This is a genomic window from Marinihelvus fidelis, assembly GCF_008725655.1.
In the GTDB taxonomy this organism is placed as follows: domain Bacteria; phylum Pseudomonadota; class Gammaproteobacteria; order Xanthomonadales; family SZUA-36; genus Marinihelvus; species Marinihelvus fidelis.
This window is the reverse complement of sequence record NZ_VYXP01000002.1, coordinates 233,016-247,491: the sequence shown is the minus strand read 5'-3', so window position 1 is coordinate 247,491 and position 14,476 is coordinate 233,016. Positions and strand designations below refer to the sequence as shown.

At 61.7% G+C, this 14,476-nt stretch carries 10 protein-coding genes; all 10 read left to right on the top strand.

Going from position 1 to position 14,476, the window contains the following annotated elements; translation table 11 throughout:
* The 10 genes from F3N42_RS02485 (at position 1) to F3N42_RS15880 (ending at position 14,426) form a co-directional block, all read left to right on the top strand.
* Positions 1 to 522: a DUF411 domain-containing protein gene (locus F3N42_RS02485; RefSeq protein WP_150862802.1), complete on the top strand. Its 522-nt coding sequence runs from the start codon at positions 1 to 3 to the stop codon at positions 520 to 522.
* A gap of 76 nt (positions 523 to 598) precedes the next feature.
* Positions 599 to 931, top strand: coding sequence for an ArsR/SmtB family transcription factor (locus F3N42_RS02480; RefSeq protein ID WP_150862801.1), 333 nt, complete (start codon positions 599 to 601; stop codon positions 929 to 931).
* 23 nt (positions 932 to 954) lie between these two features.
* Positions 955 to 1,377, top strand: coding sequence for an arsenate reductase ArsC (locus F3N42_RS02475; RefSeq protein ID WP_150862800.1), 423 nt, complete (start codon positions 955 to 957; stop codon positions 1,375 to 1,377).
* Positions 1,378 to 1,389: 12 nt separating this feature from the next.
* Positions 1,390 to 2,451 (top strand): ACR3 family arsenite efflux transporter, encoded by a 1,062-nt coding sequence (arsB, locus tag F3N42_RS02470; protein WP_150862799.1) that lies wholly within the window; start codon positions 1,390 to 1,392, stop codon positions 2,449 to 2,451.
* A 116-nt stretch (positions 2,452 to 2,567) separates the two neighbouring features.
* Entirely contained in the window at positions 2,568 to 4,592 is a 2,025-nt protein-coding gene (locus F3N42_RS02465; RefSeq protein WP_150862798.1) for a hypothetical protein, read from the top strand.
* A gap of 101 nt (positions 4,593 to 4,693) precedes the next feature.
* Positions 4,694 to 8,557: an ExeM/NucH family extracellular endonuclease gene (locus tag F3N42_RS02460; RefSeq protein ID WP_150862797.1), complete on the top strand. Its 3,864-nt coding sequence runs from the start codon at positions 4,694 to 4,696 to the stop codon at positions 8,555 to 8,557.
* A gap of 689 nt (positions 8,558 to 9,246) precedes the next feature.
* Entirely contained in the window at positions 9,247 to 11,442 is a 2,196-nt protein-coding gene (locus F3N42_RS02455; protein WP_150862796.1) for a hypothetical protein, read from the top strand.
* 29 nt (positions 11,443 to 11,471) lie between these two features.
* Positions 11,472 to 13,460 (top strand): hypothetical protein, encoded by a 1,989-nt coding sequence (locus F3N42_RS02450; RefSeq protein WP_191621194.1) that lies wholly within the window; start codon positions 11,472 to 11,474, stop codon positions 13,458 to 13,460.
* 299 nt (positions 13,461 to 13,759) lie between these two features.
* On the top strand, positions 13,760 to 14,005 hold the full coding sequence (locus F3N42_RS02445) for a FitA-like ribbon-helix-helix domain-containing protein (protein WP_224784641.1): 246 nt from the start codon (positions 13,760 to 13,762) through the stop codon (positions 14,003 to 14,005).
* A complete protein-coding gene (locus F3N42_RS15880) occupies positions 13,947 to 14,426 on the top strand; it encodes a type II toxin-antitoxin system VapC family toxin (RefSeq protein WP_406600455.1) in 480 nt (159 codons plus the stop codon). Before F3N42_RS02445 ends, F3N42_RS15880 begins: the two co-directional genes overlap by 59 nt.
* The last annotated feature ends 50 nt before the right edge of the window (positions 14,427 to 14,476 follow it).

Genomic DNA, 14,476 nt, shown 5'->3' with positions numbered 1-14,476 from the left:
ATGAACGTACTGAAACGCCGGTTGTTTGCCTGCTCACTGGCCCTGGTCGCCGCGTCCGTCCTTGTGGCATCAACCGGCCTGGCCAGTGAAGCCAGCACCGAAGCCGCTAACACCATGGTGGTGTACAAGAGCCCCACCTGTGGCTGCTGCGTCAAGTGGGTGGATCACGTGGAGGCCGCCGGGTTCACGGCCACCACGGAGCACCCGGCGGACCTGCTGGCGCTGAAGGACGACAAGGGTATCCCGGCCCGCAGCCGTTCCTGCCACACCGGCGTTACACCGTCGGGCTACGTGTTCGAGGGTCACGTGCCCGCGCGCTTTATCCTGCAGTTCCTCGCCGACCCGCCGGCCAATGCGATCGGCCTGGCCGTGCCGGCCATGCCCGTCGGCAGCCCTGGCATGGAGGTGGGCGACCGGTTCATGCCCTACGATGTGCAACTGCTGATGGCCGACGGCACGACCACGGTGTTCGCCCGCGTCGAAACCGCGGCGGACCAGTACCCGTCCACCGCCGGATCCTGAACAGACTCACTGACTGAAGCGGGCGAGGCGGCCCGTACCTGTTGCCTGGCGTTAATATTTCCATTATTCTGGAAATATGGAAATAAATGAAGCCACACGCGCATTCTCGGCGCTGGCCCAGGACAGCCGGCTGGCGGCCTTTCGGCGACTGGTCCAGGCCGGCCCCGAGGGCCTGCCTTCGGGCGACCTGGCTCGCGAGCTGGGCGTGCCCGCCAACACCCTGTCCACCCACCTGTCGATCCTCGCCAACGCGGGGCTGGTGAGTTCACGCAGGGAAGGGCGCAACGTGTTCTACCAGGCCGATTTCCAGGGTGTCCGGCGGATGCTGGACTACCTGCTCGAAGACTGTTGCCAGGGCGCGCCGGAAGTGTGCGGGCCACTGCTTGACCGACTGCAATCCCCTTCATGATTCGATAACCGGAGAGACATGACATGACTGATTCACCGCGCCGCGTGCTGGTGGTGTGCACCGGCAATTCCTGCCGTTCCGTGATGGCCGAAGCGCTGATCAACAACCTGGGCAAGGGTCGCTACCAGGCCTTCAGTGCCGGCAGCCGCCCGTTGGGCCGCACCAACCCGGGCGCCATCGAGACCATCCGCCGCCATGGCTTCGACCCGGGCGAGCCGGTCAGCCAGTCGTGGAACGAGTACGCCGACCAGCCGTTCGACTACGTGATCACGGTCTGTGATTCGGCCGCGGCCGAGACCTGCCCGCTGTTCCCGGGCCAGTTCGAGCGCAAGCACTGGAGCACCCCGGATCCGTCGCACGTGGAAGGCACGGAGGCCGAGATCGAGGCCGCTTTCGACCAGGCTTTTGGCATGCTGCGCGAGCGCGTCGAAACCGAGCTGCTCTGAGGCGAGACCACCATGGGCATTTTTGAGCGTTACCTGACCGTCTGGGTGGGCCTGGCGATGATCCTGGGCGTGGTGCTGGGCAGTGTCATGCCCGGCGTGTTCCAGCTGATCGCCGGATTCGAGTACGCCAGCGTCAACCTGGTCATCGCCGTGCTGATCTGGCTGATGATCTACCCGATGATGGTCAACGTCGATTTCGGCTCGCTGGCGCAGGTGGGCCGGCGGCCGAAGGGCCTGTGCATCACACTGGTCGTCAACTGGCTGATCAAGCCGTTCACGATGGCCGCGCTGGGCGTATTGTTTTTCGAGGTGCTGTTCCGCGACTGGGTCGACCCGACGATGGCGCGCGAGTACATCGCCGGCATGATCCTGCTGGGTGTGGCGCCGTGCACGGCCATGGTGTTCGTCTGGAGCCAGCTGGTGAAGGGTGACGCCAACTACACGCTGGTACAGGTGTCGGTGAATGACATCATCATGGTGTTCGCCTTCGCGCCCATTGCCGCCTGGCTGCTGGGCGTAGCCGACGTCGTGGTGCCATGGAACACGCTGCTGCTGTCGGTGCTGCTGTACGTGGTCACGCCGCTGGCGGCTGGTTGGGCGACGCGCACCTGGCTTGAAAAGCACGCCGGCCGAGCGGGTAAGGACACGGCCGATGCCGTTGCCGCCTTTACGGCGAAGGTCAAGCCGCTGTCGGTGATGGGGCTGGTCGCGACCGTGGTGCTGCTGTTCGCGCTGCAGGCCGAAACCCTGCTGTCGAAGCCGGGCGTGATCGTGCTGATCGCCATCCCGCTACTGATCCAGTCCTACGGCATTTTCGCCATCGCCTACGGCTGGGCCTGGGCCTGGCGGGTGCCGTTCAACACCGCGGCACCCGCGGCGTTGATCGGCACGTCCAACTTCTTCGAGTTGGCCGTGGCCGTGGCCATCAGCCTGTTTGGGCTGAACTCCGGCGCGGCGCTGGCCACGGTGGTCGGCGTGCTGGTGGAAGTGCCGGTGATGCTGTCGCTGGTGGCGCTGGCCAACCGGACACGGGCCCGATTTGACGCCCGTGCCGGTATCACCGACACGCTTTAGGCGCCGTCGTCGGCCATTGATGCGACCGTTTGAACAGGCTTTGTTGCATGTCCAATATGCTTGAAATGTCATGCGCAGCTGATATTTTGAACTGGAATGCAACAGGGTGGTGACCCATGACGAATGGAAAATGGATGTCCGGCTTCGCGCTTTGCGCCGTCTGCGCGGCGATGGGAGCGCAGGCTGAATCAAACGGGATTACCCCCGGCCATACCGCTGCCTGGTACGACCCGGCGCGCGATGGTGAGGGCTGGGTTCTCGAGATTCTCGAGGATGATCGCGCCTCAGTGTATTGGTATACCTACGACGAATCAGGTGGTCAGCGCTGGCTCACCGGTACAGGGCAGGTTCTGTCCGACGCCGATGGTGATTACATTGATGTGCCGGAGTTGCTGGTTACTCGCGGTGCCGTGTTTGGGGAAGATTTCGACCCCGATGACGTGGTGCGGGAAGTCGCCGGTAGCGCCACCTTCCGATTCCCCGATTGCCAGTCCGGTACCGTGGCCTGGTCAGCGTTTAATGAGAGTGCTGTCACCAACCTGACCCGCCTGACTCGCACAATGGGCGTTGATTGCGAAACCATCAATGGCGTTCCCGGCGAGCCGGTCCAGGTATACGCTGGCCAGAGCGGCGACTGGTTTGACCTGGCCCATGACGGCGAGGGCTTCACCGTGCAGTGGCTGAGCCGTGACCAGGCCCTGGTGTTTTGGTTCAGTTATGACGGCCAGGGCAACCAGGTCTGGATGACGGGACTGGGCCACGAGCAGGACGGCGTGATTGTCGTTCCCGAACTGACAACCACTACGGGTGGCCTTTTCGGATCGGCCTTTGACCCGGCTGGAGTTGAACGTATCGCCTGGGGCCAGATGGACATGTCCCTGGCCTGCAACGATGGGGGCATGAACTACCAATCGGCCCTGGCTGACTTTGGCAGCGGCAGCCAGGACCTGCAACGCCTGAGCAACCTGGCCGGCCTGGCGTGCCCTTATGACAGGCCGGGCCTGGATGACCTGTACACTTTCCAGTGGACCGAGATTCCACTGCCGGAAGACGGGAGCATCTCCGTTCGCCGGCTGACCAATGCCGGCGCAGTCATCGGCATGCGTGCTTTAACCGGCGAAGGCCAGGGTGAAGTGGTCATGCTTTCGCCCGGTGCCACGGAATGGGTGACGCTGGACAGCCAGGTCGTGTGGAATGACGGCCCGTTGTTGAGCAATGAATCCGCGGATCGCGTGGTCGCCAGCGAGGTTCCTGACCCGGATCAGCTGAATCCATTTGAACCCATTGCCTGGTGGGCGGACTCCGGTTGGGAAAACCTGGACGGCATCGACGACGACCACTCCGTCCTTTCCGGCGGCGACCGCGAAGGCAATGTCCTGGTCGGTTACGCCTGGGCCGGCGGCATCACGCAGGATGAGTACCCCTGGATATGGGACCCGGTCGACGGGCAGCGCGCATTACCGCTGCTCACCGATGTAACGGACCCGCTGGGTTACACACCCGTTGCCGCTGCAACAGACGCCGCCGTCGCGGTGGGCTATCGGTCCTTTCCAACCATAGGCACGCCACCACCCCCGATCGCCCTGTACTCGGGGTTTAATGCGGTCCATTGGTCGGATGCCGGTGCCAGGCGCATGCGTGCGCCGGATAACACTCCGCTGTCAATCGCCCGCGGCTGTAGCACCGACTGCAGCGTCGTTATTGGTGAGGGCTTCAGCCGGCTCGAGAACGATGACCCGCGGCTGATCTCGCCGATGGCCTGGTTCTGGACACCGGACGGCCGGTTCGGCGTGCTTGAACCCGCGCTTGGCATTGATAACGTTGAGCAGGAACCGGTGGCGATCAGCGGCGACGGCACCCAGATCGTCGGTACCGTTACCGAGCTGTTCATTCCGGCCACGCCCGCGCCGGCGAGCGTGCAGGCGTTTCTCTGGACACAGCGAACCGGGATTGAACTGCTCGCCTTCAAGAATGACGAGGTAAGCGGGAATGCAGAATTATGGGACGGGTTCAGCTACGACTCTCGCTCGGTGGATGTGTCTGCTGACGGAGCCCGTGTGCTCATCAACCTGTACCAGGCGGGCAGCCAGGATTCGCCGCCTGAACGATCGGGAATCATGACCCTGGTCCCCAGGGAGTAACCAGTTTCCTGATCCTGTCATATTCCTCCGATAGCATGAATGTGGCATGCTGGATGAAACTATTTTCATCGTTCACATTCACACTTATCGAGGCCTGATACATGACACCCACCGTTGTTGCGACTGCTTCCCGACATCGCTTTTCCCTGGCACTGACATCGACGCTGCTCTTGCTTGCCGGGCCAATTGAGGCGCAGGTGTTCATCAACGAACTGCATTACGACAACGTCAGCGGTGACAGCGGTGAGATGGTCGAGCTGGCGGGCCCGGCCGGTACCAGCCTGGCGGGCTGGACGGTGGCGCTGTACAACGGTTCCGCTTCGCAACTGAATGTGTACGACACCATCAACCTGTCCGGGACCTTTGCCGACCAGGCGGGTGGCATGGGCACGCTGGCATTTAACCGGGCCGGCATCCAGAACGGTTCGCCGGATGGGCTGGCGCTGGTGGACGGCTCGAACAACGTCGTGCAGTTCCTCAGCTATGAGGGCGTATTCACCGCGGCCTCCGGGCCGGCGGCCGGCATGACCAGCACCGACATCGGCGTGGAAGAGGGCAGCGGCACCCCCGTGGGCCATTCCCTGCAGCTGGTAGGCGCGGGCTTGGCCTACGACGACTTCACCTGGGCCGAGGCCATGGCGGCCACCCCGGGCCAGCCGAACACCGGCCAGGACTTTGGTGGCGAGCCGTCAGTGCCGGAGCTGCTGCTCAGCGAGCTGGTGGTCACGCCCACCGGAGGTGAGTTCATCGAGATTCACAACCCGGGCGGCTCGGCGGTCGACCTGTCCGATGTCTACCTGACCGACGCCACGTTCGCCGGGGGTAACACGTATTACTACAACATCGTCCTGGGCGCGAACGCCGGCGGTGGTGGTTTCAGCGATTTTCACGCCCGCTTCCCGGCCGGCGCGAGCATTCCGGCCGGCGGCTTCCAGACCGTCGCACTGGCGGGGTCGGAAGCCTTCTTCGCCGAGTATGGCGTGCAGCCCACCTACGAACTGTTCGAGGACGGCGCGGCCGATGCCATCCCCGACATGCGGGAAGCGCTGCCCGGCAGCATCAATGCCCAGGGTGGCCTGACCAACAGCGGCGAGGTCGTGGTGCTGTACCACTGGGATGAGTCCAGCGACCTGGTCGCGGACCTGGACTACGCGGTCTGGGGTGACAAGGACGAGGCCGTGGACAAGACCGGCGTGGCGCTGGATGGCCCGGATGGCGACACCCTGGTGTCCGAGTACGCGGCGGACACGCCGATTGCGTCCCAGGATGTCATCAGTGGCGGCGCGCACGCGTTTGGCGAGTCGTTCACCCGCATTGATTTCACCGAGGGCAGCGAGACCCAGTCGGGCGGCAACGGTGTCAATGGCGCCGACGAGACCTCGGAGAACCTGTCCGTGACCTGGGCGTCGCGGACGCCGTCACCCAACAGCGATTACGTGCCGCCGACGCCGGACCTGGTCATCACCGAGGTCATGCAGAACCCGGCGGCCGTGGGTGATTCGTCCGGTGAATGGTTCGAGATTCACAACGCCGGCGATGTCGACGTCGACATCAACGGCTGGACCATCGCCGACCTGGGCTCTGACAGCCACGTCATCAACGCCGGCGGCCCACTGGTGGTGCCAGCGGGTGGCTACATGGTGCTGGGCAACAACGCCGACAGCGGCAGCAATGGCGGCCTGGTCGTGGACTACGCCTACAGCGGCGTGTTCCTGGCCAACGGCGACGATGAACTGGTGCTGTTCGACGCGGCCGGCTTCGAAGTCGACGGCGTCGCCTGGGACGGCGGGCCGGTGTGGCCTGACCCGACCGGCGCGTCCATGGCGCTCATCGACCTGGCGCTGGACAACAACGACGGCAACAACTGGTGCGAGTCGCAGAACCCCTATGGCGACGGCGACCGCGGCACACCGGGCGTGGCGAACTCCTGCGAGGTGCTGATCCCCGAGTTCGGCGCCTGCGGTGACGCGGCCACGAAGATTCATGCCGTGCAGGGCAACGGCCTGGCCAGCCCGATCGCGGGTTCGGCGGGCGTGATCATCGAGGGCGTGGTTGTCGGTGATTTCCAGGGCGGCGACCGCCTGAACGGCTTCTTCGTGCAGGAAGAGTCAGCGGATGTAGATGGTGACCCGGCCACCTCCGAGGGCATCTTCGTCTACGACGAGAACTTCGGCGTCGACGTGAATGTCGGCGACGTGGTGCGCGTGCAGGGCACGGTCATCGAGTTCTTCGACCTGACCGAGATCAGCCCGGTGATCAACCTGGTCACCTGTGGCACCGGCACCGCGGACACGCAGGACATCCTGCTGCCGCTGGCCGGCCCGGACGCGCTCGAGGCCCTTGAGGGCATGAGCGTGCACCTGCCGCAGACGCTGTTCGTGACCGACAACTTCACGCTGGGGCGCTACGGCGAAGTCGGGCTGGCCGTGGGTGGCCCGCTGGATATTCCCACCAACGTGGTCGCGCCCGGTGCGGCGGCCCAGGCCCTGCAGGCCCAGAACGACCTGTCCCGCATCCAGCTGGATGACGGCAGCGGCCTGCAGAACCCGGTACCGGTGCCGCCGTACTTCGCGCCGGACGGCACACTGCGCGTGGGTGACGCGACCAGCGCCGTGACCGGTGTGCTGGGCTTTGGTTTTGGCGAATACGAGATTCACCCCACCGACGTGGTGGCCTTCAGCCGCGAGAACGAGCGCCCGGACGATGCGCCTGACGTGGGCAACCCGCTGGTCACGGTGGCCGGCTTCAACGTGCTGAACTACTTCACCACGCTGGATGACAACACGCCCGTGTGTGGGCCCTCGGCCAGCATGGACTGCCGTGGCGCCGAAAACGCGTTCGAGTTTGAACGCCAACGGTCAAAGATCGTCGCCGCGCTCAGCCTGCTGGGCGCCGACGTGGTCGGCCTGGTGGAAGTCGAGAACGCCGCCGGTGACGGCCCGGTGGCCGACCTGGTCGACGGTATCAACGACATCCTGGGCGCGGACACCTACGCCTACATCGCCACCGGCGCCATCGGCACTGACGCGATCCGCCAGGCGCTGATCTACAAGCCCGATGCGGTCACCCCCGTGGGTGGTTTCGAGACGCTCGACAGCAGTGACGACCCGGCGTTTATCGACACCGCCAACCGCCCGGCGCTGGCGCAGTCGTTCACCGATGGCTCGACCGGCGAGGTCTTCACCGTGGCCGTCAATCACCTGAAGTCGAAAGGCTCGGATTGTGACGGCCTGGGCGACCCGGACACCGGTGACGGCCAGGGTAATTGCAACCTTATCCGCGCCGCCGCCGCCTCGGCCCTGGCCACCTGGCTGGCCGCCGACCCCACCGGCAGCGGTAGCGAGCGCTCGCTGATCATCGGCGACCTGAACGCCTACGCCAAGGAAGATCCCATCGTGGTGCTGAAGGACGCCGGCTTCGTCGACCTGGTCGAGGTCTACAACGGCGTGGGCTACGCCGATGGCGCCTACAGCTACGGCTTTGGCGGCCAGATGGGCTACCTGGACCACGCCCTGGCCAGCGCGGCCTTCGCCGCCGACGCCTCCGGCGCCACCGCCTGGCACATCAACGCCGACGAACCCGCGGCGCTGGACTACAACGACCACAACCAGGACGTGCTGTTCAGCCCCGACCCGTACCGCGCCTCGGACCACGATGCCGTGGTCGTCGGCCTGTTCAACGACGAGGACGACGACGGCGTCTGGGACACGATCGACGCCTGCCCGGCGACGGTCATCCCCGAAACCCCGCCGACCAGGGGCCTGGGCAACAACCGCTTCGCGCTGCTCGACGACGACGGCGTCTTCGACACCACCGAAGGTGGCGGCCCGGGCGTCTCGTTCACGATCCACGACACCGCCGGCTGCTCCTGCGAGCAGATCATCGCCGCCGCGGACCTGGGCGCCGGCCACGCGAAGTTCGGCTGCAGCATTGGCGAGATCCGCGACTGGGTGTCCGCGCAGTAGCGGTCACTCGGCACTCGCCCATAACGACAAAAGGCCCCGGAAACGGGGCCTTTTTCTTGAGTGGTGGTGGCGATGAGAATTGAACCTGCATCCGCAAGCGTGGATAGCGTATTTGCGGAACCCCACGTTGAATGACTGCGCGGCGCCCGGCGCCGCACTGCCAAGTTGTTGTCCATGGTTGGCTGAAGGGAGAATCGGTGTGTGGCCATCGAGGCCGACGTGTAACTGGAAACCAGTTAGTTCATCGGCTTAAGGGCGGGGTTCTCAGAAGAGCAGGGAAGGCAACTGGCGGTGGCTGACCAACCCTGAACCGCGCCATTGCTGCGTCAATTGGGGTGGGCTGATTTTGTATCGCATCGTGTGGTGTGCGGGTCTGTCTTATCCAGCGGCCGTAGTGGCATTGAGGCAACGTTGGTGTTGATTTGGTTATAACTGACATGATTCCCGATGTGAACTTCGACGATACCGGTACCGCTTGTCAGAATATGGTTTTGAGAGACAGGCACGAGCGCGTCATACTTGTCGCGATTTTTGACCTCAACACAAAGGGTTGGGTATCGATCGTTCCACACTTTGCAGAACGTCCGTCACGACCCCGCCTGACTCGTTCTGAACATGGTCATGATTTCGTCCCGCACGAATTGTGGCGCGTGTATTTTGGGGGGGTGGCACCACGTAGGAAAATAACAATGATTAAACGTATTCATGTCGGCACAGCGGCCTTGGTGATTGCTCTCACGAGTCTTGCAACCAATCTGTTTGCCTCAAACGAGAACTCCCCATTTCCGCCCCCTCCTGATACTGGAGAATTGGTCGCCAACACACCCGAAGAGCGGCAAGCCGGGGTGGTGGTCCTGCTGCATGAAATCGAATTTGAATCTCAAATTTCAAACTGGAGCGTCCAGGGCGAAGTCACGACTCGACATGTTGCGCGTTTCTGGGTTCGCGCTAAGGGTGGTGTTGAAGTGCTCAAACAGCACACATTTTTTGGTGACGAATCGAATGTGGTCATTGGTGAGATTCGGGGCAGGACGATTAGCGCGGACGGAACGATTCATCTGGTCGACCCGGAAAAGGATATCCGTAATCTTGATATTCGAGCTCAAGGCAAGGCCGACGATTTACTCCGTACTGTCAATTTTCCCCGAGTGGAACCAGGAGCCGTTCTTGATCTCGCCTGGGAATCAACGTCCAAAAACCTTCCGGGTTTCGAAACCATCCGGCTGGAGGGGGTGTTTCCGGTCCGAAAGCTGGAGGTCCGCTCCCAGGGACGCCTGATTGGCCTGGGTAAGTCGATTCTACTCGGTACGGGCCAGTTCGCCTGGGTGCCGTTTCTGCTTGCGAGGGTGCCGGAGGGCATGACTGTCAGGATGTCGAACCAGCTCGACATGCACCTGACGGCTGAAAACCTTCCCGTAGATGAGCCGGAGTTGTTCGCGCCACCTGAATCCCGGACGAGCGCGCTTCTTGGGATCCTGCCTCAGCAAATGACCAGCGGTGACTGGAGAGATCACCTTTACCTGATGCCATCGGAAACCCCATTTCCAGAGTCGGAAGAAGGTGATGATGTGATCTGGGCATCTGCACCCGTTTCAACCAAGCCTCTGGCCAGCATTGATTCCCTGGGGCTCCAGGCGGTATCACCTTCGTTGGCGGGAGATATGGAAGCCTTGCAACTGTCGATGCGCAGCCTGGACGCCAATTACCGTTCCTTCGTAATGAATAACCGTCGCGGAGAACGGTCAGACGATATGGACGCCCTGGTTCCCGAAGACATTTCCTGGGACGAGAAGGTCGACTGGATTTTTAATTATGTTCGCGAACAGGTCGTTCCGGATTCTGAAGCCAAGCACCGAACCAAGCTGGACCGGTTGAAGAAACAAGGTCGGGGCGCTGGCTTGCCGTTGTTCTGGTACGCAAAGTGGGTGTTCGACCGCGCCGGAATGGACAGTCGCATGGCCATGCTCATGTCGCGAGATTCCGTTCCTCTTGTTCCCGTATTTGACACTTGGGACGCATATTCTTCCGAACTCCATCTCGAGTTGACCGGCCCGGGTGGTCAGCGGCGCTATATTCAGCCACATGACCTGATGGCCACGCCCCGGTCCATGGACGAGCGCTACCTGGGTGGCGTGTTCTTTCGGGAGCCTTCGGAGCAAGAAGCGAACTGGGAACTGGAGCGGATGCCTATGGATGTTGGTGTGCTCGACCGAACCGATGTCACCTTTCGCACACAGATGCCTGAATTTATCGACAACGAGGAACAGACGCTTGAGTTCAGTGGACGTTTTCTCGGTAGCGCCGATAACAAGATGCGATGGCTGATGGGTTACCCGAATGAAAACTTCACTGCAGATGAGTTGCAAGAGCGGCGGGATTTGGCAGTCGACCTTTGGGTTAAAGCATGGATGGGGTTGGAGCAAGGCGCCGTAACTGAAGTCGAGCTCTCGGATCCGAGGGACAACTTGGCAGAGCCTTACAGGATTGCTGGTGATGTTGAGTGGCGGCCAGACATTTTCGAAATGGACGGCGAGCGATTACTACCTTCGTTTCCGCGAGTCAGCTTGTTCGAAAACCTCCTGGTCGCACAAACCCGGCGTCATCCTGTCTGGTTGCCGGGTGGCGAAGTCAACGTGACCATGGAATGGACATTGCCCGAAGGATGGGTGCCGGAGTCGATGCCGCCGGTGAAGCGTTCGGGGCCAACCGGGTTGCAATTTGAACTCCGGCGCGAATGGGATGGCACCGCGAGAAACCTGGTATTGATGCTGTCCATGACACAGCCCTATGTGCTGCCTGTCCAGGATTATTTCGAGGTAGCGGCGTTTTTCCGGGAGCTAGAGGCATTGACCAACGCTCCTGTGCTTGTGAGGTCTGTGAATTGACCCAGTATCCATGCCGGATCGCCTGGGTTTTGATCCTGGTGTTGTTGGGGTTGCCGGTAAAGGCCCACTCGGCCCGTCCACCGACTTGGGTGAAGGAACAAATCAACTACGTTTCGTCCCACGCGCCTGTCCCCAGTTCTGACCAAGTCGGGTGGACGATCCTGAGTAGTGAAATTCACGTTGCCCTGAACGAGCAGGGTCGACTGTCGTTCACATACCGAAAAATATGGCGACTGAACGACCTCAAAGAGCAGTCGCTGAGCATCTTGTTGCCCTATGACGACACTCAGCAAGCGCTGAGCGGGCCGATGGTTTGGGTGCAGAAACGGCGGTCCTGGAAGAATCAGAAACTGAAGGGCCAGAGTGTCGACGTTCCGGATCTCTCGGGACCGTTAGTCACCGGCGGGCGGCGTCTTGTCATTTCCACTGACGCAGTCGCGCCGGGACGGGTCGTGGCCGCAAGCTGGACATTGACAGACCGCCTGGAATTTCCGTCGACTCGAGTGTTTTCTCCCCTGGAGACACTTTCTGTTGAGCGCTTCAAGGTCACCGCCGATTCAAATGTTCGTCTCTTCTACAATCCTGTCGATGGGGCTGTGCGAGATGTCACGACCGGTGGCCTGGAGTTATGGGGGTTGCCGTCTGCCTCTCCAGCGGATGCCCGCGCTGATGCGTGGCGGCGTTCTCCACTCGATGCCTTCCCGATCGTGACGGTTATGCGCGGTGATGTCGCGAAGCAATCGTGGCCGGACCTGGCCTTGCGGGTGCGGGCGCTGTTTGATCAGGCGTTACTTGAGGAGGCAGATCACGGCGGTCCGGACTATCCGAACCTGGCGCATGAGCTTAGCGGGCATTTGGAAAGTCGCGACGAAAAGATCGCGGCTTTGACGGCATTTGTGCAGTCGCTGACCTATCGGAACATTGCCTGGGGTGCCGGAGCGTATACACCTGATCATCCCACGGAAGTGCTTCGAACCATGAGCGCGGACTGCAAGGCAAAAACCCTGCTCCTGCACGGCTTGCTGGAACAGATCGGCGTTGCATCGACACCTGTCCTTGTGCGCCTGGATCAGCAATATCTGGCTTACTCAGGACCGCCGACCGTTTCGATTTTTAATCACGTCGTTCTTGCGATCCATGATGGCGTTATGCCTGAAGAGTCAACCCGGCTGAAACAGGGGCCAGGTCGGGGCAGCGTGTTGATCGATGCAACGGACCCGATCGCGCTACTGGGTGCAACTCCCTATGGTTTACTCGGAAGTGAGGGGCTCTGGCTGGGCGAGGGCGGCGGACTGTTCAAGATCGAAGTCAGTACGCCGCCGAGCCAACAACATGCCCGTCTGACGGTCGACATGGACGGGTTTGAAAAAGCACGATTCAGACTGGAAATTACCGGAGGAGCAGAGCTCGTCCGACTAGTGGGCCAACATGTCGATGCGGCCTCAGGGCGACTGACAAATCGGTCACGGCGAATCATCCAGCAACGGTTCTCGATGACCGTTTCGGGCCTGGTGCCTGACGAAATTATGTACATGGCGGCGGATCAGTTTTTAGCATCTCCGGCCAGCCTGGTTATGTCCGGTTACATTGACCTTCCGGCGGCTCGATTATCGGGAGATCGCTATGCGGTTGGTGGCTTGCTGAAGGCCTTGGCGGTTTCACTCGACATTCCACTCGAAGGTTATGACGATTTCTCGCGGTGGTCAGATGAAGAGGCTGGGCCGGATTTTCGCTCGGCTCGTTGCTGTTCAGCTAAACAGACCCGGCTACTGGGCGAAGTCGAATTGAATGTGCCTGAGGGATGGCAAGTAGAGTCCTGGCCCCGTTTCGAAGATATCAGCGCCGACTGGGTCGAAGCCTCGGTGTCTTCGCCGGAGAGTGGGGCGCGCTGGACGATCAAAGTCGAAGGCCACTCGGGCGATTTTGGTGATCAATCGCAAGCGGCGCGCCGCCGAGACATGAATCAGATAGCCAAGGTGTTGAGGGGAAGGGTCATCCTGACCTCCACGGTGCCTTGATTCGTTCGAAAAATACTGAACTAGAAAGCCGCCGTTGATTTCGCAACGGCGGCCACTGGTGCTTGAGTGGTGGAGGCGGCGACAATCACATCGCCTTATTAATCAATTGGTTGCGGTGCTAAACGCCAGAAATGCCCCCATAAATACCCCCAGAACGCATCGACTGGTCCTAACGCCTAATTCGTCTCGATCTTAGCGCTCCTCCGACACTCGCGATACCTGAAAACGCCGTTGTTGTTGCCATATGCAAGCAATGCCTGCATATGCTAGCATCTGTGCCGTTGGTGTTGTGGAAATCTATGGAGTCGATCATGGCGAGCTTGAGTGTCCGAAAACTCGACGACGAGACGCTGTCGCGGTTGCGGATCCGCGCCGCACGGCATGGGGTGTCGATGGAGGAGGAGGCGCGTCGGATCCTGAAGGAGGCCGTCTGCGCTCCAGAAAACCTCGGCGATCTCGCGCTTCGGATCTTTGGCCTGAAGCACGGTGTCGATCTGCAGCTCCCTGAAAGGACAGCGCACGAGCCCCTGGACCTGGCCGAATGATCCTGCTGGACACCAATATCGTTTCAGAGCTGATGAAGAGCCGGCCGGCGGAAGCCGTCCTGGCCTGGCTGAACGGTCAGCCCTCCGAGAAACTTTACTCTCAGCCGTTACCATCGGTGAGATCGCCTACGGACTTCGTATCCTGCCGGATGGCAAACGCCGATCCGGCCTGCGCGAGCGATTCGAACGATTTGTTGCCCTGGCTTTTGATCAGCGGGTGCTCAGCTACGACGAACCCGCGGCGCGCCTCTATGGCGAGCTGATGGGTGATCGCAGGGAACTCGGGCTCCCGATGAGCGTGCCTGATGGCCAGATTGCCGCCATCGCTCGTCGCGACCATCTGGCGATAGCGACCCGGAATGTCCTCGACTTCGAGCACTGCGGCATCGAAGTCATCAATCCGTTTGAGTTCACGCCTTGATGCAGGAATCGACCGTGTGGTTGCTGCGACCTGGCCGATCGGTGCGTATC